The following is a 26,104-nucleotide window of genomic DNA, read 5'->3' on the forward strand; positions in this document are numbered from 1 at the left end:
AGTAATGATTAATATTCAATTTAAAAAAGATTTGATACAAAAGTTTTCTAAAGGCATTAATATTTTAGAAATTATACAACAAAATAAAATGACATTTTCTCAAAAACCTATAGCAGCTTATTTTAATAATAAATTAATTGGTTTAAGAACAAAATTAGAAAAAGATGGCTTTTTAGAAGTTATTACATCAGATAGACAAGAAAGTTTGAAGATTTTAAATTATAATACAACTTTATTAATGGCTCAAGCTATTCAAAGAATTTATCCTAATGCTCTTTTGGTAAAAGGTTTATGTCATAAAGATGGTTTTTATTATGAAGTAGATTTCCAAAATATTAACTTTTCTCATAATGATTTACCTAATATAGAAAAAGTAATGCATCAAATTGTTGAAGAAAAACTAGATATTATTCCGAAAAATATAATTTATAAAGGAGCATATGAACAATTTGCTTTTAATAAATATAAATTAAAAATACTTCAAAAAATGAAAGATAAGGAATTTATTAATATTTGTTCTTGTCAAAATTTCGAAGATTTAAATTTTGATAACGTTCTTTTAACAAATACTAATATTATGAAACATTTTAAGTTATTAAAAATATCTGGTTCTTATTTTGAAGGAAATATAAAAAATTCTGTTTTAACAAGAATTTATGGAGTATCTTTCTTTAATAAGAAAGATTTGAAACAATATTTAGATTTGTTGAAAGATAGAGAACAAAGAGATCATAAAAATATTAACAAAGAACAAAATTTATTTATGTTATCTTCAGAAGTGGGTTTAGGATTGCCTTTTTGGTTACCAAAAGGAGCTACTATTAGACGTATTATAGAAAGATATATTACTGATAAAGAATTAAGTTATGATTATCAACATGTTTATACTCCTATTTTAGCTAATACTAAATTGTATCAAACCTCAGGACATTTAGAACTTTATAAAGAAAATATGTTTCCTATAATGGAATTACCTAATGAAGAAAAATTAGTTTTAAGGCCCATGAATTGTCCCCATCATATGATGATTTTTAAAAAACAATTACGTAGTTATAAAGATTTGCCTATTAAAATTGCAGAATTGGGTATGATGCATCGTTATGAACATTCAGGCGCTGTATCTGGTTTACAAAGAACAAGAGAAATGACTTTGAACGATGCTCATATTTTTATCCATGAAGAGCAAATCAAAGAACAAATTACTCAAATTATTCAATTTATTTTAGAAGTTTATAAAGATTTTGAAATCACAAAATATAATTTTAATTTAAGCACTAGAGATATCTTAAATAAAGATAAATATTTTGATAATGATCTTATTTGGGATAAATCAGAAACTTTTTTACGAGAAATTTTAAAAGAAAATAATATTTCTTATAAAGAAGTTCCAGGCGATGCTGCTTTTTATGGTCCTAAGTTAGATATTCAAGTTTTAACTGCTTTGGAAAATGAAGAAACTTTATCAACAATTCAATTAGATTTTTTGTTACCGCAAAAATTTAATTTGAAATATATAGGTCGAGATAATAAAGAATATACTCCTATTGTTATTCATAGGGCTATTATTTCTACTTTAGAAAGATTTATTTCTTATTTAATAGAAAAAAATAAAGGTATTTTACCTTTATGGATTACTCCAGTACAAGTTATTCTGATTCCTGTCCATAATCAAATTCATTTATCATATGCTAAAAAAATAAAAGATTTATTAGTTAAAAATAATTTTAGAGTAGAATTAAATGATAAAGACTTTAGTTTAGGTTATAAAATAAGACAAGCACAAAAAAATAAAATCCCTTATCAAATAGTTATAGGTGATAAAGAAATGAATAATGAAACTCTAACTTTTAGAAAATATCAAAGTACTAAAAGAGAGACCCTTCGTAATGAAGAATTTATTCAAATGTTAAATAAAATTATTTTAGGTAAAAAATAAATTTTTTTATTAGATAAGTTAAAATTATTAATAAAAATATCTAAAAGACTTAACTTTTTAAAGTTAGGACTTTTATTTTTTAAAATCATATAGTTATTTTTTGTTTTGTTTTAAATAAATTTTTTTTTATGAATTTTAATTCATGATAAATACAAGTTCAATCAGATACGAAAATATTTGAAAAAAATTTTATAATTAGCCGAACAATAAATAGTTATTAATAAAAACGTAATAGAAATTATATCGATCTAAAGAATTCTAATTGAAGAGCTCCAGAGAAACGGAACCATAGGAAAAAGACTCAATTCTGTTTAAAAAAATATAATTTTATATGTGTTTATATTTTTTTAAAACAAATTGTTTTTTTAGTTAATAAATTTATTTATAAACTTATCCTAAGACAAAAAAATTAATTGTCAAAAAAAAAAAAAATTCTTTATTTAAAATTTTCAAAAAAATTTAAAATAAAGAAAAAAATAAAACATATATTATACTTTTATAAGTCTTATGTCTTAATGTCTTACTAAGAATTACAGCTTTTCTTTTAATTGAAATATAAAAATTATATTTTGTCAAGTCTTTTATCAAAAAAAAAAAAAAAAAAAAATACACCAATGATTTTTAAAGTTTTTTCCTAAAAAGATTTAGGAAAGGAGATAAATAATATTACAAACATTATCCAAAAACAGTTTAATGAATTGGTTGAGGCCAAAGGAAATTATTATTTTATTAATTTTGCTTGTTTTGTGTCTGAATTTTTTTCTTATTTTTAGATATGATGCTATTAACATCTCTTTCTTCCGTCTTCTTAGATTTCATCAATAATTAATTATATTGGAAGTATTAACGCGACTAAAAAAACCAAAACCAAAAGTTAAGCATAATAATGAAATAAAGGAACAAAAACGGAATAAAAATAAGCCAAAGGAACGAAAACCAAATTATTTATCAACATTAAAAGAAAAGGACAGATAATTACAATATTAATATTAAAATTTGATAGAATATACTTATAAAAAAATTTAAATTAAAATTCGAATATACAAAGGAAAAAAAATGTTTAAAAAACCATTAGCATTTGTTTTACGCCCGTCAACAATAACTGATATCATTGGACAAAGCCATCTTATTAATGATCAAAATGGTATTATTTCGAGAATGTTAAAAAATAATTATGCCAGTTCTTTAATTTTTTATGGTGTTCCAGGTATTGGAAAAAGCAGTCTTGCCCAGGCATTAGCTAATGATTTAAAAATTGAATATGATATTTTTAATGCTACAATTGATAAAAAAACCAAGTTAGAAAAAATTATTCAAAAAGCATTAAATTTTAAAAAATTTATTATTATTGTAGAAGAAATTCATAGAATGAATAAAGATCGTCAAGATATTTTATTACAATACTTAGAAAACGGTCATTTAATTATGTTTGCTTGTACTACTGAAAATCCATATTTTGTAATTAATCCAAGCGTTCGTTCAAGAGCCAATATCATTAAATTAGAAAGAATTACGATCGAAGAAATGTTAAAAGGCTTGAATAAGTTGATTATTAATAAAAAATTACCATTAAACATTCTAAAAGATTCTTTATTATTAATTTGTCAATTTTCTAACGGAGATTTACGTATTGCTATAAATATGTTAGAACTGTGCTTGCATTTATATCCTAAAGAACAAATTACAACAAAAATTATTAAACAAATTTCTTCATCAGCTAATTTAATAAATTTTAAAAATAACGATGAACATCATAATTTAAAATCAGCGTTACAAAAATCTATTCGAGGTAGCGATGTTGATGCAGCTTTACATTATTTTGCAAGATTATTAGCCAGTGGCGATCATGAAGCTTTATTAAGAAGAATGTTAATTACCGCTTATGAAGATATTGGATTAGCTAATCCAATGATTATTGTACATGTAAAAACAGCAATTGATGCTTTTCGTCAAATTGGATTGCCAGAAGGACGTATTCCTTTAGGGTTAGTAATTATTGAAATGTGTTTAAGCGAAAAATCAAATAGTGCTTATTTAGCAACTAATAAAGCTTATGAAGATATCCTAAAAGGTAATGTTTTTAATATACCAAAACATTTACAAGATACTAGTTATAATTCAGCAAGTGAATTAGGTATTGGTTTTGGTTATAAATATCCTCATGATTTTCCAAATGATTATGTTAATCAACAATATTTACCGCAAGAAATAAAAGAATTGATTTATTATAGACCTAAATTACACAGCGAGTATGAAAAAAAAATTAACAAAATACATAAAAAATTTAAACAAAATATATATTTTGTTTAAATTTTTTAATAATTCTGATTGCAGTTGCTGGTTATAATATTGTTTTTTAGCAACAGAATTTATAAAAAAAGTTTTGAATTCGTTATGTGCTCTCTTCCTAGCTGATTAAATTATTAATTTGCTAATTTAAAATTGTATTTTTAAAAAATTATAGTGTGATTGGTGTTTATGTTCTTTTTTACAGAAATAATAAAAAAATTAAAGAACAGAAAATAGTCGCTAAATTAGTATTTTTGTATTATTACAAAAAAAGCGCTTTATTTTAAAATAATGATAAAAATTTTAAAAATATTTTTATTTTTTGTTGATAATTTATTTTTTCAGCTAGAATAAAAGTAATTAATAAATAGTTTAATTTTGAAAATAAATATTTTTTTTATTTATCCTCAAATTTAATTTTTAAACGGTTCCTTTTGATGGCGTGTAGCCCGTTTTACATAAAAAGAGATTATAAATAATGAATATATTAAAAATTAATATTAATCTTAGAAATAATAATAGATATAATTTTTATTTATTTGTTGATAAAAATTATGTTTTTTTATAACATCTAAAATAGACAAAATTATTGATAAAATTACTTATAAAATAATATTCGTTTTCATAATTAAATTTAAAAAAATTTTGATATATTTAATAGAAAAAAAATTAAATGTTTGGATGATATGGAAAAAAAATTAATCAATTTCGTAAATTTTTAAAAAACAAAAATGTTTTAATAAAAGATCTCAAGAAAAATTGGGGCAATACAAAAGATATTTATAAAGCAATTTATTTAGATATAGAAATATTTAATATCAATTTTTGCAATATTAAAAATAATGAAACAGAATTAATATATGTTATAACTTTTTTATTTCAATTGAATCAAAAACTTTATCTAAATAATGATAAAATGGTATAGCTCTTATAGTAAATTCTTTACGAAATAAATTATTTCAATTTATTGAAGAAATAAAAGACAAAAAAAACAAAAATAGATAAACATTTTATGAAAGAAAAATTTATAAAAATTTTGAATATATTTAAATCAATTGATGTAATAAAAAAGAAACATATTTTCATTTAATGGATAATTATGAAAAACAAATAGAATTTATTGAATCGAACATTTTATTTAGGTATATAATTTCAAAAATTTTTTTATTTTTAAATTAAAAAAAACAATAAAAGGACTTTATAAAAAAAGATTTAAATATATTTTTTATTCGTTAACAACATTAATAATATTTTTAATATTTCCTAATTACATAAATTTCCAAAATTTTGTTAGAATAGTTTCTTTTTGTTCAAAATTTTTTTAAAAATTTTTTCATGGCAAAAATAAATTTAACTAATTTAAGACAAATTAAAATAAAAAAATTATGATACTATGAACACAAATAATTATAAAAAGAATAAAATACCAACTTTTTAATATAAAAAGAAGTTTGTGAACATAAAAAATAACTCAATAAAAAAATATATTTTTAATTGATTCAACTATTTGAGAATAGTTATTAAATTAAATAAACTATCAACAATAATTTTTTTTGTTCTAATAAATTCCTTTCTTTTTTCCATTTTTTTTAAATTTTTTTCTTCTATTATAATTTTTTTAAATAATTCGTTATCAGATAATTACATTTTTTGCCTCTTTTATTTAATCTATATCATAATATAAAATCAAATGTTGTCTTGTTTTCTTTTCAAATAAATCAATCTTTTTTAATATTTAATATGATTGGTATTCTATAACATTTTTTCTTTGTTATAATTGTAAAAAGGACATTTTAATTAAAAGTCATAATTAAAGATGACGAAAAACTAATATTCTTCGAAGACTTGTTGATATAATCTTTTATTTAAATCAACTATCGTATTTACTTTTGGTTCTTCTTTAAGATATAAAATTTTCTTTTGGAGACCAAAAGTATATTTCTTATTCATTTTTAAATCCATTTGAATTTTAAAAGGAGGATTTTTAACATTTTTGAAAAACTTCATTTTTTCATAAAGAACGGCATAATCAAGATATACATTTTGGTGATCAAGGTTATAATTGGTTTTTTTTGATGAAATAAATAAATCTTAAAAAAATTATTTTGAATTAAAAAATTAATTATTTCTTTAAAATCATATAAATATTTATTCATTTTAAAATTTTCTTTTTGTTTTTGACTAATTTCTTTAAACAAAAAAAGTCAAACCATTTTTTTATTAATTATAAAAAAAACAGTTTGACTTAAAATTTGACTTTAAATTTTATAAATTGAATTGTGTACTTAACCAAACATTTTATTTGCTTGTATGATTTAGATAGAGACTGGACTGTAATATGCACAATGGAAACACAAATCTCAGTGTTGAATCTCAGTTTAATTTATCCATATTATAATAACTAAAACGTTCAAGAAGACAAAACCATCATGAAAGAGATGTTTTTTAAAAACTTGTTTTCTTAAACAATAATAAAGAAAAAGAACAAGAATTATCTTTTTAAAAAATAGGAATGAAATGAAAAAAAATAATTTATTTGATAACTTTCTTTTTTTCTTAACTGGAGTAATTTATTGGTATATTTTTATATATGAATTTTTTTATTGAAAATAATAAATCAGTAGAAACAATGAAAGCAATTAAAGAACCAGTAGAAAAAATTAAATATGTTAATAGACCTATAGAGGTTATAAAGTATGTTTTGATAGATCAGTTGAGAAAATAGTTACAAAAACGGAGTATGTTGATTCAACTCCAGTCCCAAATCCGGATTAATTGACAAAGTAAGAAATCATATTTTAAATTCAACTAATTCAATTTATATAAAGACATAGATAAAATATTGAATATTTTATCAAATCTTTTAATTTATAAAAAAAAGTAATTAATATAAATATGATGATAATTTAAACCTTTTTTTAATTTTAATTTTTAAAATATTTTTTCTCTTTTTCTTTTTTCAAACCTTTTTATTCTTTCTTTATATGTTTTTTTCATCATAATAGTAATTATTTTTTTATCTTGGAACGATTAATATTTTTTTACTTTTTTAAAAATGTTTGAAACTTTATTTTAATTTTTGCAACAAATTTTAGACGTTTTTATAGATGTGTTTGATATTATATTATCGGTCAATATTAAATATTGACATTACTTATCTTATAGTCTGAAATGAATTGAATCCTAATGATAGTTGGCATTGGATAAACTTATAGAAATAGCGAAAATGATTTTTAAAGTTACTTTCGGTTTTAGATCTTTTTTATATATTTTGTTTTTATTTAAGAATAATTTAATTTTAATTTATTAAATAAATCAACTAAATGAATAAAAAGAAATATGGTTATAATAATGAATGTACAAGAAAAAATGAGAGAGAAACTTTCTTTTAATTTACCTTTTTGAAGTAAATTTACAATATCTATATTTTTGAATAAAGATACTTTATTAAAATTTATTAAAACATCATCATCTAAATTTGTTTCTTTAATATCTTTGTTCACTCCTATAAAATGACCTTCATTGTCGAAATATAAAAAATTTAATTTAGGATTAGCAGTTTTATTTTTTTGATTTAAATTAAAGACAGAGTCGCAAAGAAAAAAATCTTGTGTTTTATAACTTACGACACCTTTAAACATTTGTGGAAAATAATCATTATTATTATTTATTAGAAAAAAGACTTCTTCTCCTAAATTTAAATTTTGAACATCCCTAGTCGGAACAATATCATAATGATTAGAAGATTCAAAATTTAATAAAAGTAAATTATTGTTATCAAATAAAAAACTTTTTATTTCTCCTTTTTCTTTTTTGTAATTTTCATCATAAAAAGTAGTTATTTCAACTTCATTGGAAAAAATATTTTTGATTGATTCTATTATTGAAATGAATTTATTATTATAATGTGTATAAGTAGATAAAACAAAATATAAAAAACGATCATGGGATAAAGCTTTTTTTTGAAAAATAATGCCATTACCACTAATTATTTCGTTTTTTTTCCAAATAATTAAAGAATTTTTTATTTTTTGCAAATTCATAACATTATGTTTTTGATTTATTATATTATTCTCGTTATTTGTTTTATGAGGATAAGTTAATTCTAAAGATAAAAAAGGTTCTTGACTATTATGAAAACGAATATTATTAATGTTATAAAATTTAAATTCACTTAGATTTTTTTGATTCTTTTTTTGAAAAATAATTTCGTTTTTGTTTTCATTGTATATTATTTTAATTTTTTCTTCCTTTGGGTTTAAATAAAATATTTCTTCTTGCTTATGAAAAATAATAATTAATTTAATATTTAATTTAATGTCTTTTTCTTCTTTTATTAAATGGGAACTAATGGATTTTGTGTTTGTGTTTTTAAAATAATTTAATAATTCTTGAATCGAGATAGTAATATTATTTTTAGTTTGGCCTGGTAAAATTTTTGTTTCTGAAAAAGGAAGAAAAGAATTTAATTCATTTTTTAAATAATCAAAATTTTCGGATGATATTTGAAAAAATTTTGTAATTGGATTTTTTTTATGTAATTTGATGATTTTATTGCATATTTGTTTTATATGTTCAATATTTATACATTGAGATATCTTATCTGGTACATCGTTAGCATCAGTCAGAACACTTTTATTCATTCCTATAATTTCGCCATCAATATTAAATACAGGTCCTCCACTATTACCATTATCAATTTGAATATCAAAAGCAATTTCTTTTTCATTAAAATAAACAATATTGCCTTTTTTTAATAAATTAAATTCTAAATAAGATTTTTCATTAGATGATGAATCCATTTTTGAAAAATAATTTTTTAAATCATCAAAAGTTAATTTTTGAGCTTGAATGTGAGACATCTGGGAACCCATACTATAAACAGTTTCTCCTTGAACGACATTGATTTTTTTAGGAGGTAAAACTTTTTTTATAATTGTTTGGATTTCTTGAAATTTGTTTGGGTCTTTATCTTGAAAAGTTAAAATAGCGATATCATCATATGAATCATTATTATTTATAAAACCTAATAATTCTCCTTTTGAATGGAAATAAATATTTAAAAGTTCAATTTGAATTGAAGGATTTTTCATAATGATTTGTAAAACATGCCTATTAGTTAAAACATAATAATTATAGATAATGTCATTGTTTTTTTGTTTTATTTCTTCTGCAAAAAAAATAAAACCAGAACCTGCATTTAAAAAAATATTATTTAATGAAGAATTTACTTTAATTAAAAAAGTAATTTTATTTAGATTTAGTATATGTTTATTTATAGGATTATTTGTTTCGTCTAGTATTTCAGATGTTTTTGTGTTTAATATTTTGTTTTCTATTTGTTGTTTACAATAAGTAAATAATAAATATTCTAAAATATAATTTACAGAAGTTTGTGGATTTTCTAAATTATATAATCCTAGAAAAAATCCTTCTTGATTTAAAAAAATTTTATATTTATTTTTTTGGATATTTTCATCGAATTCAATGAAAAAATAATATTTATTTGGTGTATTTACATTTTTATTAGTAGATGATTTTAATTCATCTTGTATTTTTTTACATTGGGTGAAATAAAAAATAGAATTAGAGGTTATTATATGATTTATTTCGGCGTTAGGATCTTGATGTGGTAAAGAAATTCCTATAAATTCTCCTTTGGTATTGAAAAATATTTTATTATTTTTGCCTTTTATAGAAATAGGTAAATAATCAGTATCAGTTAAATTATAGTTTGCGCTAATTATTCCTTCTTGAAAAGGTTTAATATTAGATAGAGTATTTAAAGTAAAAGCATAAACTATATCTCCTTTATTAAACTTATGAGGTTTTATAACAAAAGATGGTTTTTCTTGAGATACATCGAAAATATTTTGAATTTTTTTTTGCACTTCTTCTAATATTTTATTTTTTTCTTTTAAATCTTTATCTGTTATTTGAAGTGTAATTTGATTTTTTTTATAATCGTTTTGAATAATTTGATTTTGGTTAAATAAATATTTATAATAAAATAATAAGATAATAAAAAAAGATAATAGGGATAATTTTATATTTTTTATAAAAAATAAATATATATTATTTATTTTTTTCAAGTTATTTTTTTATTCCAATTTCTAATCGAGTTATATTTAAATTTTTTTTAATTTTTAAGAATATTTTTGCCATTTAGATAGATTTTTTATAAATTAATATTTTGCGAAATTATAATTTTGATGTTGAATATGATAAATAGAAATGATAATTTATAGCTTTTATAATCTAAAAAAAATATTCTGCTTATTAATGATATATTAATTCAAACTACTTTTATATTTTTTTTATATAATATTTCATTTTGATATTGACATTTGTAAAAAAAAATAATAGAATAGTATTAGCAGTCATTATGTTAGATTGCTAATTTAAATACTCAATAAACACTAGGGGTGCAAAATTGCTTTCGAATCGAGAGAGATTAATTTTAAAAGCTGTTGTTGAAAATTATTCTAAAGAAAAAAAACCCATAGGCTCTGAATTATTATCTAAAATACCTTATTTAAATTTTTCTAGTGCTACTATTCGTCATGATATGATGCAATTAGATAAAAAAGGTTATTTAAAAAAAACTCATAAATCAAGTGGCAGAATCCCTTCTTTAAAAGGTTATATTTTTTATCTTAATAATTTGATAACTCGTAAACAAGAAAATATGGAAATTTTATCTTTATTAGATAAAATAATTCAAAAAAAAGATTTAAATAAAGAAAAAATTATTCAAGAAGTTTTAAAATTATTATGTAATTTAACTAACCATGCGATTATTAATGTAAAACCTGATATTTTAAAAACTAGTAAAATTAAAAAGATTGATTTAGTTTTAGTTAATGAAGAACAAGCTATTATTTTTATAATTACAAATAAAGGTAATTTACAACATAAAAATATATTTTCAGATGAGTATCAAAATTTCAAAATTGATGAATTCAAAAAAATTATTGATATTTTGAATAATTTATTAGTTGATAAATATTTAAATGAAGCTGTTCAAATTATTCAAAGCGATCTGTTTAAAATTAAAATTAAAAGATATATTCAATATCAAGAACAATTGATACAATTTTTTTTGGATGCTTTTCGTAATTTTTTAAATAACAGCACTTCTTTTTATGGTGTTTCTAAGTTTTTAACTTCTTATGAAGAACAAGATGAAACTATTAAAGATATTTATGAAATTTTTAATAAAAACGGAAATTTAAGTAATTTTTTTTGTGAATCAAAAGAAGTTATTTGTAAATTAGCTAATCAAATTAGTTTAATACCTTATAAAAAATTTATTTTTATTTCTATTCCTTATTATATTAATGAAAATGAAAAAGGTTTTATAGCTATTGTAAGTTCTCATATAATTAAATATCAAGAAATTATACCTATTTTAGAATATTTATCCGCTCATATATCTCATTTATATGAAAAAAATAAAATTTGAATTATAATTTTTTATATAAATTTATGAAGGAGTTCATTGGAATATGAATGAAAAAAACGTTAAAAAAGATAATTTTTGTTGTGGCGATGAATCCAAAACAAATAAAGATATAGATAATTGTTCTCAAGAAGAGGCAAAAGGATCTTGTAAAAAAGAATCTTGTGATAAAAGATCTTGCAGCAAAGAAGATAATTCAGATTGTCAAAAAAATAAAGAAGAAGATGTTTTTCAAAAAATTCATCAATTAGAAACAGATAAAGAAAAATTAGAAAAACAAATATCTGAATTAATCGAATCATATAATAATGAAAAATTAAAATATCAAGCTGATTTAGATAATTTTCAAAAAAGAATTCAAAAAGAAAAAATGCATTCTTTAAAGTATGCTTCTGTTAGTTTAATTACTGAACTTTTAGTTCCTTTAGAACAATTAGAAAAAGTTTTAGAAATGTCACCTAAAGAACCTTTATTAAAAAATTTTTTGTTAGGTTTTAAAATGATTTATCAACAAATAAAAGATATTTTACAAAAAGAAGGTGTTCAAGAAATTAAAGCTTTAGGAGAGGTTTTTGATCCTAAATTGCATCATGCAGTTGAGAAAATTTCAGACAAAAATCAATCTAACGGTATTAATGTAGCAGTTTTGCAAAAAGGTTTTTTATATAAAGATTTAGTTATTAGACCAGTTATGGTAAAAATCAATGAATGGAGTGATGAAACAAATGAAAACAAATAAAATTATTGGAATAGATTTAGGAACAACTAATTCTTGTGTTTCTGTTATGGAAGGTAAAGAAGCTAAAGTTATTATTAATTCTGAAGGCGGAAGAACTACTCCTTCGATCGTTTCTTTTAGAAATGATGAGATTTTAGTTGGAGAAGTTGCTAAAAGACAAATGTTAACTAACCCAAATACTGTATTATCTATTAAAAGACATATGGGTGAAAAAAATTTTGTAGTTAATATTAAAGATAAAAAATATACTCCTCAAGAAATCAGCGCAATGATTTTAAGAAATTTAAAAAAACAAGCTGAAGATTATTTAGGAGCAGAAGTTAAAAATGTAATTATTACTGTGCCTGCTTATTTTAATGATGCTCAGAGACAAGCTACTAAAGATGCTGGCAAAATTGCTGGTTTAGAAGTAAAAAGAATTATTAATGAACCAACAGCCGCTGCTTTAGCTTATGGTATCGATAAAACTAATAAAGAACAAAATATTTTAGTTTTTGATTTAGGCGGAGGTACTTTTGATGTCTCTATTTTGAATTTAGCAGAAGGTAACTTTTCTGTTTTATCAACTGCAGGAGATAACTTATTAGGTGGCGATGATTTCGATAATAAAATTATTGAATTCTTATTAAAAGAAATCAAAAAAGAACATTTAGTAGATTTAAGCAAAGATAAAGCTGTAATGCAAAGATTAAAAAGTGCTGCTGAAAACGCTAAGAAAGAATTAAGCAGCGCTATGTCTGCTCAAATTTCTTTACCATTTTTAACAATGATTCAAAGACAAGATCAAGGTAATTCAATCGGCGAATCTATTCATTTTGAATATAATTTAACAAGAGCTAAATTTAATGAATTAACTCAAGATTTAGTTGATCGTTGTTTAATACCTGTAAAACGTGCTTTAGCAGATGCTAATATGAAACCAGAACAAATTCACCAAGTTCTTTTAGTAGGTGGTTCAACTCGAATTCCGGCTGTTCAAGATTTAGTGAAAAAAGAATTAAATAAAGATGCTTTGAATAAAAGCATTAACCCTGATGAAGTAGTTGCTATGGGAGCTGCTATTCAAGGCGGTATTTTATCTGGTGATGTAAAAGATATTGTTCTTTTAGATGTAACTCCGTTGTCTTTAGGAATTGAAACTTTAGGTAATGTGTTTACTAAATTAATCGAAAGAAATACAACAATTCCGACAACAGCTAAACAAGTCTTTTCTACTGCCGAAGATAATCAAACTTCAGTGGATATTCATGTTTTACAAGGGGAAAGACCTTTAGCTAAAGAAAATAAAACTTTAGGGCGTTTTCGTTTAGATGATATCCCAGCTGCACAAAGAGGAGTGCCACAAATAGAAGTAACTTTTGATATTGATGTAAATGGTATTGTTTCAGTTAAAGCTAAAGATTTAGGCACTAACAAAGAACAAAAAATTACTATTTCGGGAAGTGGTTCTTTATCTCAAGAAGAAATCGAAAGAATGATTAAAGAAGCTGAACAACATGCAGAAGCTGATAAAATTCAAAAAGAAAAAATTGATACTATAAATGAAGCAAATAATTTAATTTTCCAAACTAAAAAATCTTTAGATACTTTAAAAGATGAAATAAAACCAGAAGAAAAAGATAAAGTGGAAGAACAAATTAAAAATTTAGAAGAAGCTTTGAAAAAAGAAGATATTTCTGAAATTAAAGAAAAAAATAGTCTTTTAGAAAAAGAAGCTCAAGCAATAGCTTTAAAAGCTTATCAAAAAGCTCAAGCAAAATCTAAAGAAAATACAGGAACTAATGATTCTAAACAAGAACCAAGTACAGAATCTAATCCAGATGAAGTAGTAGATGCTGACTTTAAAGAGAAAAAATAATTTTCTTTTTAACGAAATAGAAACCAAAAAAAGAGATTTATCTTTTTTTGGTTTCTTTATTAAAAGAATAAAAGTTAATATAAAGCTAGAGGAGTTTTATTATGAAAAAGGATTATTATGATGTTTTACAAGTTTCACGTAATGCTAGCGAAGAAGAAATTAAATCTTCTTATAGAAAACTTGTAAAAAAATATCACCCAGATGTTTCTAAAGAATCTAATGCTGCTGAAAAATTTAAAGAAGTTCAAGAAGCTTATCAAGTTTTAAGTAATCCTCAAAAAAGAAGTGATTATGATAATTTTGGGCATCAAGATTATAATGATTTTGGTAATCAAGGTTTTAGTCAAGGATTTAGTAGTCAAGGTTTTAGCGGTATCAATGATATTTTTGAAACTTTTTTTGGCGAAAAACAAACTAAAAATACTAATAATAAGTATAAAACTCAAGATAAATATGTAGAATATGTTATTGATTTTTTAGATGCTTGTTTAGGCGCTGAAAAAGAAATTAAAATTGAATTTGAAGAAGATTGTCATCAATGTAATGGTACGGGCGCTCAAAGCCCCACAGATATTCAAATTTGTTATCATTGTCAAGGCACAGGATATATTACTAAATATCAAAGAACTTTTTTAGGTAATATTGCTACAAAACAGTTATGTTCTTACTGTAGAGGCCAAGGTAAAACTATTCATAAGAAATGTTCTTTATGTAAAGGTTTACAAAGAGTTTCAAATGTTAAAAAAGTAAAAATTTCCGTTCCTGCAGGAATTGAAGACGGAATGACGATGCAACTTGACAAACAAGGCAATGGAGGGCATTTAAATACTAGAAATAGTGATTTATACATAACTTTTAAAGTTAGACCTCATGATATTTTTCAAAGAGAGAAGCAAAATATTATTTCAACTATTTGGATCGATTTTTATGATGCTATTTTAGGTAAGGAATTGAATATACCTACTATTTATGGCGAAGTTGAATTAAAAATACCAGAAGGTACACAAACTCATACTAAATTCAAATTAAAAAACAAAGGCGTTCCTTATTTAAATACTTCTTATCGTAAAGGAGATCACTATGTTATTGTTAAAGTAAAAACTCCTACTCAATTATCTAGTCATCAAAAAAAACTTATTCAAGAAATTAAAGAATTAGATTTATTTAAAGAAAATACTAAAAAAAATAAATCTTGGGGCTTTTTTTAATTTTTTTAAAAAGATTATTTTTGTTTTTTGGAAAAAAAATTTTTGAAAAAGAAAATTATCTTTCTTTTTCAAAATTATTTTTTTGAATAAAAAAGGAGTAAAGAAAAAAATGATTTTAGTTAAGCATAATAGGACTAATGATTTAAAACCTTACTTTTATTTTGCTCTTGAAGAATATATTTTAAATAATCTTTTGAAGGAAAATAAAATATTTTTTTTTCAATGGCAAATTAAAGGTATAGTTTTAGGCAAGAATCAAATTATCGAAAACGAAATTAATTTAGATTTTGTGCGTAAAAATAAAATTGATTTTTTTCGTAGACCAACAGGAGGAGGGTGCGTTTATAATGATCCTCAAACTCCTCTTTTTAGTATTATTGTTTCTTGTAGAGTCCAAGATTTTACTTTTAAGCCATATTTAATTAAAATTATTGAAGTTTTTAAAAATTTAGGGGTTAATTTATATTTAAGCGGAAGAAATGATATTATGTTAAATGGTAAAAAAGTATCAGGTAACGCTTTTATGAAAAATCAAAATGGAATGATTATACATGGTACTTTTCTTTACGATTGTGATATAAATACTATGGTGAGATGTATTACTCCTGATAATGAGAAATTAATTTCTAAAGGTATTTCAAGTGTTTCTGCAAGAGTAGATAATTTAAAACAATATTTAAACGGAATGACTCAAACAGAATTAATGACTTATTTAAATAATTCTTTAACAAATGAACAATATAGTTTAACTTCTGATGAAATATTAAAAATAGAAAAAATGGCTCAAAAATATTCTTCTAAAGAATGGATTTTTCAAGAACATCCTCAATATAATAAAAAATTAAAAAAAAGATTTGATTGGGGCAATTTAGAAATTTTTTTATCTTTGGATAAAGGACAAATAACAGAAATAAATCTAAAAGGAGATTTCTTTCATAAAGAAGATAATTTAGAAGAATTTTTAAGTAAATTTATAAATGTTTCTTATAATAAAGAAAGCATAAGACAAATTTTGAAAAATATTGATATCCAAAATTATATTTTGAACGCTTCTAATAAGGATTTTTTATCTGTTTTAGAAGAAGATATGTTTTATTGATGTATTTTTTTCATATAATAATACTTAAAAAAATATTGAAATAAAAATAATTTTTTTTAAGTATTATGTTACAATAAAAAAGATATATAAAGTTTTTTATGTTTAATTTGTTTATATTAGAAAATAGGAGAAAAGTATAATTAGGGTTAATCATGTTTAAAATAGTTAATTTGAGTAAAAGATATATAACAAAAAAAAAATTTATTACTCATGCTTTAAAAAATATTTCTTTGACCTTACCTGATAAAGGTATGTGTTTTATTTTAGGCAAGTCTGGTTCAGGTAAATCAACTTTTTTAAATCTTTTAACTGGTTTAGATAAAGTTGATTATGGTTTTATCGAAACAAACGGAATTAATATTAGTAATTTATCCCAAAAATTATTAGATAATTATAGAAATGGTATGATTGGTTTTATTTTCCAAGAATTTAATCTTTTAGAAGATATGCATGTATTGGATAATATTTCTTTATCTTTGAAATTACAAAGCAAAAAAGTAGATATTGATTTAGTTAGTTATTTTTTGAAAAAAGTTAATTTAGATGATTCTTTTTTATATAGAAACATTAATGAATTATCAGGAGGTCAAAAACAAAGAATTGCAATAGCTCGTGCTTTGATTAAAAATCCTCATGTTATTGTTGCTGATGAGCCCACTGGTAATCTTGATCACGAAAGTAGTCGAATTATTTTTGATTTATTAAAAGAGTTATCTTTGGAAAAATTAGTTATTATAGTATCTCATGATAAATTAAATGCTTATCAATATGGAGATCGTATAATAGAATTAGATAATGGATTAATTCATTCTGATATTACTCGAAAAGAAAAAAGTACAACAGAAGAAGAAGAATTAAAGGAAGGCCAAGTATTAACGGCTGATATGATTAAAAAATTAACTCAAAAAAAGACTTTTGATGATAATAATTTTATAACTACAGATGAAAGCAAAATTTTACGAGGACAACAAAAATTTTATTCTCATTCTATCGGTTTACCTTTTTCTTTTATTTTAAGTAATGCTTTAAAAAGTTTCCAAAATAAGAAGCCTTTGTTATATTTTTCTATAGTTTTAACTGGCTTTTTTACAATTTTATTAAGCATAATAATGGGTTTATATGTTATCCCTTATAAATATTTTGAAGTTCCAAGTTTAATTAAACATATTAATACATTATTGGAGCAATCGAAATATTATCCATTCGAATTAGCAGAAGGTTTCGAAAAAGTTGAATTATTTCTAGGTTTTGTTACAAGTTTTCGATTTTATTTTGGGTTTTTATTAATTCCTTGTGTAATTAATTTTTTATATTTTAACATGAGCGCTAAATTACAAAGTAAAAAAATAGGTATTTTAAGGGCTTTAGGTTCTAATGGTCAAAATATTGCTAAAATTTTTTTTGCTGAAGGTTTTTTATTCGTTATAATTCAAGTGTTTTCAATCTTTTGTTTAAGCTCATTTCTATTGCTGTTGCTTAAATCTTCAGGTTATAATTTCATATTTTCTGAAATTTCAATAATGAAATCTTCAGATATTAAGTCTGTCACATTATCAGCAAAAACATTACGTCATTTGAAAGAAGTTGATTGGTTCAATATAACGGGAGGATGGGATATAAATCCATTCATTGCAGTTTATATGTATATTTTCTTACCTTTTATGGCTTTCAGTCCTTTAGTTAGATTTTCTTTTTTGATTTTTGTAGCATTTATTTATAATTTGATTATTTCTATTTTAGTTATTTTACCTATTGTTTTGCGTTGGGCTTATAAAAAACCTATCAATATTATTAATAATAAATAATAATGAAAATAAAGATTAATCTGAAAAAAAGATCATAATTCTAATTATGATCTTTTTTTATTTTTGTAAATACTTTTTTTAATTAAATAGATATAAAAAAATTTATTTTGAATATATTATTTTTATAAAAAAGATATTAATTCATTAGGTTTTAGCTTAATTTTTTTTTCTTTTTTTATAATTTTTTTTTCAGTTTTGCCTACGGCAATTAAAATGATTGGAGCATAATTATTAGGTATTTGGAAGAGATCATTAATTTTTTCAAAAAGACAACCTCCCATAAAACACGAATTATATCCTAAATTTTGCATTGTTAAAACTAAATTTAAAGAAATAATGCCGCATTCCAAAAAAATTTCATTTTGTAATTTTTGAGTATTCATTTGATTATAATGGTTTTTTATTTTTTGAATGATAATATCTTTTGTTTCGTTATCTATTTCTTTATTTAAATATTTTTGATTATAAATGTATTGACTTGAATTTTTTTTATTTAAGTCACCGCATACTAAAACTATAGCAGAACTAGTTTCTAATTGTATTGCATTCCCTTGTAAAATTGTTTTTAATTTGTTTTTATTTTGTTCACTTTCGATTATAAAAAAACGCCAAGGTTGTAAATCAAAAGAAGAAGGGGTATAACGGATATCATCGAAAATTTTTAACCATTGTTCATGTGATATTTTATGATTTTTTTCAAATGTTCTAATTGTTTTAATATGCATAAAAATATTTTCTTTCTTTTTGAAATTTTGAGTATATTGTTATATTAAAAAAAATTATCTATTTTAATATATAAAATTTGGTTGAGTTTAAAAAAAATTGTCTAATATTCCTTCAAATACAAAATAAAATATAAAAAAATTATCAAAATAATTTTTTTATATTTTATTTTATGAAAATGAAATTTTTATTTTTTTAAAAAAATGGCGGAGTAGAAGGGATTCGAACCCTTGCACCAATATTTGGACTACGTCCTTAGCAGGGACGCCTCTTATAACCTACTTGAGTACTACTCCTTTATTTGTAATTATAATACTATTCAATTATAATATAAATATTTAAAATATTTGAAATAAAGTAACTCGCCATTGTTAAAAAATATTTTTGTTATTAATTTGAATAATTGAATTTTGAAATTATTTTAGTTAATTAGTTAATTATTTTTTTCCTTATTTTTTTTATTTCTACAATAATTAAAGGTATTATTGAAAATCCAAAAATAATAATTACGTCTAAAAAAGATAAAGACGGAGATAATTTAAAAGTTTTTCTAAAAAAAGGTATTATAAAAATAATTATTTGTAAAAATAAACTAATAATAAAACAAATTATTAAATAGAAATTGGTTCTTAAACGAAAAATAGATTTATCCAAACTTCTTAAATTGAATACATGAATTAATTGAGATAAAGATAAAACCATGAAAGCAAAAGTTTGTCCATATTGATTAGGTTGATTATTTTTATTTATTTGATATCCTATTAAAGCAGCTATAAACGCTCCTAAACCGATAATTATGCCTTCATTTAAAATTTTCCAAATTATTTTTTTATTTAATAAAGATGCTTTAATTACACGTGGTTTTCTTGTCATAATATTTTTTTCAGGTAATTCTAATCCTAAAGCAATAGCTACTAAGGAATCGGTTACTAAATTAATCCAAAGAATTTGTAAAGTATTTAAAATAATAAAATTTTTATTAAAAAAGATACTTCCAAACAAAGTATTTAATAGAATAACAATAATTTCTCCAATATTACAACTTAATAAAAAGATAATAATTTTTTTTATGTTATCGAAAATATTTCTACCTTCTTCGATAGCATTTGTTATAGTCTGAAAATTATCATCAGTTAAAATAATATCTGAGGATTCTTTAGTGATATCAGTTCCTGAGATACCCATTGCAATACCTATATCAGCTTTTTTAATACTTGGAGCATCATTAACACCATCTCCTATCATTCCAACAATTTGACCTTTTTTTTGCCAAGCTTTAATAATTTTTAATTTATGTTCAGGATTAGTTCTAGCATAAACTTTAATTGAAGTCAATTTATCATCTAATTCTTTTTCGCTTAAAATATCTAATGTTTTCCCTTCGATAACTAAATCTTTAGAAGGATTAAAAATTTTTAATTCTGAAGCGACTTTAATGGCTGTTTGAATATGATCTCCTGTTATCATAATAATTTTTATAAAAGCTTTTTGACATTTTTCAATTGTAGCTAAAATATCAGAACGTATTGGATCTTCTATACCACAAGCTCCTAAAAAAATAATTTTTTTATTTATTTTATTTAATATTTGTTCAAGATTGAAATTATTTAAATCATAATTAATAAAAGGATCAAGTTTTACATAAGCAATACCTATAACTTTATAACCTTCTGATAACATTAAATTTAAATCTTTTTTTATTTGTATAATATTTATTTCATTTTTATCGATAATGTCTTTGTGATATTGGATAAAAGATGATAAATTAAATAAAATTTCAACAGCTCCTTTTATTATCAAATATTTTTTATTGTCTTTTTGATGAATTGTCATCATAAATTTTTTATTGTTATCAAAAGGAAGTTCTTTTATTTTTTTGTTATTTTTTTGAATTTGATAAATGTTTAAATTTAATGAATATCCTAAATCTATAAAAGACTGATCAACGGGATCAAACGAAAAGTTTGTTTTGCTTTGAGATTTGAGTTCTTGTGAATAAAGAAAATTATTATTACATAAAATACCATAAGTAATAAATTTTTTTATATTTTGATCTAATATGCAATTATAATTGATTTCTATTTTTTTATTATTAAGGTATAATTGCTTGATAGTCATTTTGTTTTGAGTTAAAGTACCTGTTTTATCAGTACAGATAATATTAATAGAACCTAGAGTTTCTAAAGTTTTTAAATTTTTAACAATAGCGTTTTTTTTAATTAATCTTTTGATACTTGATGCTAAAATAATAGTTATGATAGCTAGTAAACCTTCAGGAATAATGGCCACAGCTAAAATAATAGAAGATACAAAAAGTTGTTTAATTATTGTGATATTTATTTTATATTCGTTATTTAGATAATATTTAAATAAATTCAAAATCAAATTTAAAATAGTAAAGATCAGAATAATAAAAATTAATATTTTAGATAATTGTTGAATGTTTTTTTCTAAAGGAGTTTTTTCTTTTTTTTGTTCTTTAATTAATTTAGTTATTTTCCCTATTTGAGTTTCCATTCCTGTTTTTATAACAACTCCTTGACCTCGCCCAGATATAACAGTGGTATCCATAAAAACTAAATTAGGGGAATCAATTAAAAGAAATTTTTTTTGTATAATATTACTCTTTTTTTCTATAGATAATGTTTCACCTGTTAAAATAGATTCATTAACTTTTAGATTATGAGTTTCAATTAGTCTTAAATCTGCAGGTACAATATCTCCTGTTTCTAAAAAAATAATATCTCCTATAACTATTTTTTCTTTAAAAATAAGTTTTAATTCTTTATTCCTTAAAACTTTAGCATAAGTTTTTGTATTTTTTTTTATTAGAAATAAAGAGTTTTCTTTATGAATTTCGTAAAAAAAACCTAAACAAGCATTACCTAAAATAATGATTAAAATTAAAATACTTTCTATTAATTCTTCTATTTTATTTTCAATCAATCCTATTAAAAAAGTAATCAAAAAAATGATTAATAATATATAAATAAAGTAATCTTTGAATTGGTAAAAAAATTTTTTCCATAAATTTTTTTTATTAGGTTCTTGTAATTTATTTAAACCATTTTTTAAGATTTTTTTATCTACTTGTTCTTCTGTTAAACCTTCTTTAAAATTAGTTTGTAATTTTTTTTCTAACAATTCTAAAGATGATTGAGGAAATAGTTTTTCCAATTTTATTTAAACTTTTCTAATTTGAATTTTATTTCAAAAATTTAAAAAAATTTTTCCAAAAATAAATATTAAATTTTTAATTTAAATAATGATTATATATGAGTAATACGTACCGTATTAATAACTAAGCCATCATATTTTAAACCTTCAAATTGCCAATTATTATATAAAATTTTAATTTTTTCATTTTTATCAGGCATTCTTTTCAATTGTCCTAGAATAAAACCGCTTAAAGTTTCATAATCTTCAACAGGCAAATCAGCTTTTAAATATTCTTCTGTTTCATGTAAATGAGTTGTTCCTTGAATTATGTATTCTTTATCAGAAACTTTAAGAATTTCATTTGTTTGTTTATCATATTCATCTTGAATATCTCCTAAAATTTCTTCAATTACATCTTCAATAGTTACAATTCCAGAAGTGCCACCGTATTCATCGACAACAATTGCTATATGATTTTGTTTTATTTGCATTTCTTTAAATAATTCGCTAATATTTTGAAATTCAATAACAAAATAAGGTTTACGTAAAAATTGTTTGATATCAAAAGTTTTATTTATATTGTTAGGATTTACTCTCTCTTCTGCGATTAAACCTTTAAAAATATCTTTAACATGGATAATACCTATTATTTTATCAATATTTTCTTCATATACAGGGAATCTAGTATATTTTTTGTTAGAAATAAATTCTATAATTTCATCTTTAGTCATATCAGATTTTATAGCTATAATTTCTGTTCTATGACGCATAATATCAGAAACTATTGTTCCATCAAAATCAAAAACATTTTGAATCATATTTTTTCTATTATTATTAATAATACCTGTTTTATAGGAAGAAGTAAGCAATAATCTTAATTCATCTTCATTGACAATATCTTTTGGCACAGTAGTATCAATTCTAAATATTAATAAAATAAAATTACTAATTTGATTAAATATCCAAACAAAAGGTTTTGTGAAAAAACAAATTATATTAAAAACACCAATAAATAAATAAGCTGTTTTTAAAGGAAAAGCTAAAGCAATTCTTTTAGGTATTAATTCGCCAAAAATAATAGAAAAGAAAATAACTAATATTTCAATAGCATATTTTTGAATATTTGGCAAATTATGAATTTGAGAATTCATTAAGAAACCTTGGGAAAAAGTTAAAATATGAATTATTATTTGAATAACCGATAAAAAAAAATTAGGTTTTTCTTTTAATTTTTTTATTCCAACAGCTCTTTGAATACCTTTTTTCACTTCCGAATCAATTTTATTTTGACTTAAAGAAACTAAAGCTATTTCAATAGAGGAAAAAAAAGCATTTGATAAAACTAAGAAAATAATTAAAAAAATTTTTATTATAGTCGGGTCTGTTGTCATAAAATTATAAGTTTAGTGAAACTCCTTCGTTTTTTAGTTGAAAATTTAAATTTCGAAATAACTACCTTTATTATATCATATGAATAAAAAAAATATAATTCATTTTTTATTCATATTAGAAAGGTTTTTTAAAATTATTTTTCAACATCTCTTGAAACATAAAGACCTGTTTCGGTATTTATAATAATTTTTTCTCCTTGTTCGATAAAAATAGGAACTTTCACTTCAAAACCAGTTTCTAAAGTAGCTTCTTTATAAGAAGTTGTTTTTCGGGTGTTGTTTGATGTTGTGAAAGAATCGGTTTTAATTATTTTAAAAGAAATTTTATCAGGAATAGACACTCCTAAAATTTCTTGTTTATCATCGAATATAATGTCGACTAACATATATTCTTTTAAATATTTAATGATATTTTTTAATTTATCTTTTGGTATTTCAAATTCTTCATAAGTATCAGTATCTAAAAAAATATATTTGTTATCTAAAATATAAGAAAATTGTAATTTTTTTTTGTTTACTATTGCTTTTTCAATTTTAATACCCGAATTAAAAATATGTTCAATAACATAACCATCTTTTAAGTTTTTTAATTTACTTCTTACGAACGCACTACCTTTTCCAGGTTTAACATGTAGAAAATCTATAATTTGATAAACATTGTTATTTAATTTAATAGTTTGGCCTATTTTAAAATCATTTGTATTAATCATTATTTTTTCTTTTTTTCTATTCCTTTTTTAAAAATTTTTGTGTTTTTTGAAATATTTGTTCTTTCCAATTTTCATTTAAAGTATTTATTATTTGTAAAGATGGAATTTGATTTTTGAACCATGTTTTTTGTCTTTTAGCATATTTTAAAGAATTTCGAATAATTAAATTTTTAGCATCTTTTAAATTTATTTTTTTTTCTAAAAAGTCTTTTATTTCCCGATAACCTATAATATTTAAACTCGCTTTAGGATAATATTGCATAAGATATTCTACTTCTTCAATAAATCCTTTTTTCAACATTTGTTCTAATCTTAACACGAGTCTCTCCTTTAAAATATTTTTAGGAGTATCTAAATAAAAAAATAAAATGTCGAATAAAGGAATATTTTTACCTGTTTTTTGAGATCTTAAATTATTTTGTATTATTTGTTTATAAGCGCTTATAATACGACGATGATTTTTTGTATCTATAATTAAATCAGGATCTTTTTGTTTAATTGTTTGCAATATTTGTTTTATGGATAAATTATTTGTTTGAATTATATGATGTAATGATTTATTTTCAGGTATTAATTCATAATCAAAAAGAGCTGCTTTAATATATAAACCACTACCACCTACTAAAAAAGGAGTCTTAATTTGAGTTATTAATGAGCGAACATCTTTTTGAAAATTATAAATATTATAACTATCTTCTGGTTCGATTTTATTTAGTAAATGATGTTTTACTTTTTCGAGTTCTTCAGCAGTTGCTTTAGCAGAACCTATATCAAATTTTTTATAAATTTGAACTGAATCAGCATTTATAATTTCTCCTTGAAAAAAAATAGCTAATTCAATAGATAAATCAGTTTTTCCGGATGCTGTTGGCCCTGATATAACTATTATTTTTTTCATATTTCTCCATTGAAATGAAATTTTAATGAATATTTTTTATTACATAAAATTATTCATTAAAATTTATTTTTTTAATTTGTTTGTGTTTCCCTAAAGTTAACAAAATACCATTTAATTGTCTTTTGCCTTTTGCAATTTGATGTTTTTTTCTATTTTTTTTATTAATAAAATTATTTATAATAATATCTTTATCTTTCCCAATAACTTCTTCATATGGTCCTATCATTCCTACATCAGTAATATAGAGTGTTTTTTTTGGTAATATTTTATCATCATTAGTTTGAACATGAGTATGTGTACCAACAATAGCATCAATTCTACCATCAAAATAATGAGCTAAAGCTATTTTTTCACTTGTTGCTTGAGCGTGAAAATCTAAAAAAGAATAATCATATTTTTGATGACAAATATTTAAAACGTGATCAATTGTTTTAAAAGGACATTCTAAGTTATCTTTATTTATAAATACTTGCCCCAACGCATTCATTATAAGAATTCTTTTATTTTTATGTTTTATTATTTTATAACCATTGCCAATATTTTTTTTATCATCTAGTAGATTGACAGGTCTAATTATATTAGAGGATAAAATAAAATTTTTAATAGATTTATTATGAAAAGTATGATTGCCCATCGTCATTATATCAACTCCAGACATAATTAAATCTTTATAATTATTATAATCTAGCCCTTTACCATTATCAACATTTTCAGCATTTGCAATAATTATATTTGATTGATATTTTTCTTTTAAGAAGTTTATTTTTTCTATTAAATATTCGACGCCTGTTCTGCCATAAATATCGCCTATAAAAAGAATTTTCATA

The 26,104-nt window shown here is 21.8% G+C and carries 17 protein-coding genes and 1 tRNA gene; 9 read left to right on the top strand and 9 right to left on the bottom strand.

Going from position 1 to position 26,104, the window contains the following annotated elements:
* Nucleotides 1–4 precede the first annotated feature (4 nt).
* Nucleotides 5–1,936 carry a threonine--tRNA ligase gene (thrS, locus tag M8044_RS00555; RefSeq protein ID WP_273585131.1) on the top strand — a complete coding sequence of 644 codons (1,932 nt, stop codon included), beginning with the start codon at nt 5–7 and terminating at the stop codon, nt 1,934–1,936.
* Between the two features lie 1,056 nt (nt 1,937–2,992).
* Nucleotides 2,993–4,246 (top strand): replication-associated recombination protein A, encoded by a 1,254-nt coding sequence (locus M8044_RS00560; protein ID WP_273585132.1) that lies wholly within the window; start codon nt 2,993–2,995, stop codon nt 4,244–4,246.
* A gap of 1,806 nt (nt 4,247–6,052) precedes the next feature.
* On the opposite strand, the gene M8044_RS00565 is transcribed toward M8044_RS00560, so the two are convergent.
* Entirely contained in the window at nt 6,053–6,232 is a 180-nt protein-coding gene (locus tag M8044_RS00565) for a hypothetical protein (RefSeq protein WP_273585133.1), read from the bottom strand.
* A gap of 583 nt (nt 6,233–6,815) precedes the next feature.
* Between M8044_RS00565 and M8044_RS00570 the strand changes: the two genes are divergently transcribed.
* Nucleotides 6,816–6,950 (top strand): hypothetical protein, encoded by a 135-nt coding sequence (locus M8044_RS00570; RefSeq protein WP_273585134.1) that lies wholly within the window; start codon nt 6,816–6,818, stop codon nt 6,948–6,950.
* A gap of 556 nt (nt 6,951–7,506) precedes the next feature.
* On the opposite strand, the gene M8044_RS00575 is transcribed toward M8044_RS00570, so the two are convergent.
* Nucleotides 7,507–10,317 carry a S1 family peptidase gene (locus M8044_RS00575; protein WP_273585135.1) on the bottom strand — a complete coding sequence of 937 codons (2,811 nt, stop codon included), beginning with the start codon at nt 10,315–10,317 and terminating at the stop codon, nt 7,507–7,509.
* Between the two features lie 341 nt (nt 10,318–10,658).
* Between M8044_RS00575 and hrcA the strand changes: the two genes are divergently transcribed.
* The 6 genes from hrcA (at nt 10,659) to M8044_RS00605 (ending at nt 18,396) form a co-directional block, all read left to right on the top strand.
* Nucleotides 10,659–11,690, top strand: a complete 1,032-nt coding sequence (gene hrcA / locus M8044_RS00580) for a heat-inducible transcriptional repressor HrcA (RefSeq protein WP_273585136.1) — start codon at nt 10,659–10,661, stop codon at nt 11,688–11,690.
* A gap of 43 nt (nt 11,691–11,733) precedes the next feature.
* The gene (locus M8044_RS00585) at nt 11,734–12,426 is read left to right on the top strand and encodes a nucleotide exchange factor GrpE (protein WP_273585137.1); all 693 of its coding nucleotides are present in this window, start codon (nt 11,734–11,736) and stop codon (nt 12,424–12,426) included.
* The gene (gene dnaK / locus M8044_RS00590; RefSeq protein WP_273585138.1) at nt 12,392–14,284 is read left to right on the top strand and encodes a molecular chaperone DnaK; all 1,893 of its coding nucleotides are present in this window, start codon (nt 12,392–12,394) and stop codon (nt 14,282–14,284) included. The genes M8044_RS00585 and dnaK overlap by 35 nt, the downstream gene beginning before the upstream one ends.
* A 101-nt stretch (nt 14,285–14,385) precedes the next feature.
* Complete coding sequence (gene dnaJ, locus M8044_RS00595; RefSeq protein WP_273585139.1) at nt 14,386–15,492, top strand: molecular chaperone DnaJ; 1,107 nt, start codon at nt 14,386–14,388, stop codon at nt 15,490–15,492.
* Between the two features lie 109 nt (nt 15,493–15,601).
* Complete coding sequence (locus M8044_RS00600) at nt 15,602–16,591, top strand: lipoate--protein ligase (RefSeq protein WP_273585140.1); 990 nt, start codon at nt 15,602–15,604, stop codon at nt 16,589–16,591.
* 152 nt (nt 16,592–16,743) lie between these two features.
* Entirely contained in the window at nt 16,744–18,396 is a 1,653-nt protein-coding gene (locus tag M8044_RS00605) for an ABC transporter ATP-binding protein (RefSeq protein WP_273585141.1), read from the top strand.
* Nucleotides 18,397–18,518: 122 nt separating this feature from the next.
* On the opposite strand, the gene M8044_RS00610 is transcribed toward M8044_RS00605, so the two are convergent.
* The 7 genes from M8044_RS00610 to M8044_RS00640 form a co-directional block, all read right to left on the bottom strand.
* A complete protein-coding gene (locus M8044_RS00610) occupies nt 18,519–19,121 on the bottom strand; it encodes a nitroreductase family protein (protein WP_273585142.1) in 603 nt (200 codons plus the stop codon).
* 202 nt (nt 19,122–19,323) lie between these two features.
* Nucleotides 19,324–19,415, bottom strand: a tRNA-Ser gene (locus M8044_RS00615).
* A 133-nt stretch (nt 19,416–19,548) separates the two neighbouring features.
* A complete protein-coding gene (locus M8044_RS00620) occupies nt 19,549–22,296 on the bottom strand; it encodes a cation-translocating P-type ATPase (protein ID WP_273585143.1) in 2,748 nt (915 codons plus the stop codon).
* A 92-nt stretch (nt 22,297–22,388) separates the two neighbouring features.
* Complete coding sequence (locus M8044_RS00625; protein WP_273585144.1) at nt 22,389–23,669, bottom strand: hemolysin family protein; 1,281 nt, start codon at nt 23,667–23,669, stop codon at nt 22,389–22,391.
* Between the two features lie 134 nt (nt 23,670–23,803).
* Nucleotides 23,804–24,379, bottom strand: a complete 576-nt coding sequence (efp, locus tag M8044_RS00630; RefSeq protein ID WP_273585145.1) for an elongation factor P — start codon at nt 24,377–24,379, stop codon at nt 23,804–23,806.
* A 16-nt stretch (nt 24,380–24,395) separates the two neighbouring features.
* The gene (gene miaA, locus M8044_RS00635; protein WP_273585146.1) at nt 24,396–25,277 is read right to left on the bottom strand and encodes a tRNA (adenosine(37)-N6)-dimethylallyltransferase MiaA; all 882 of its coding nucleotides are present in this window, start codon (nt 25,275–25,277) and stop codon (nt 24,396–24,398) included.
* A 49-nt stretch (nt 25,278–25,326) separates the two neighbouring features.
* Nucleotides 25,327–26,103 carry a TIGR00282 family metallophosphoesterase gene (locus M8044_RS00640; protein ID WP_273585147.1) on the bottom strand — a complete coding sequence of 259 codons (777 nt, stop codon included), beginning with the start codon at nt 26,101–26,103 and terminating at the stop codon, nt 25,327–25,329.
* Nucleotide 26,104: the final 1 nt, after the last annotated feature.

Source organism: Columbia Basin potato purple top phytoplasma, assembly GCF_028595955.1.
In the GTDB taxonomy this organism is placed as follows: domain Bacteria; phylum Bacillota_I; class Bacilli_A; order Acholeplasmatales; family Acholeplasmataceae; genus Phytoplasma.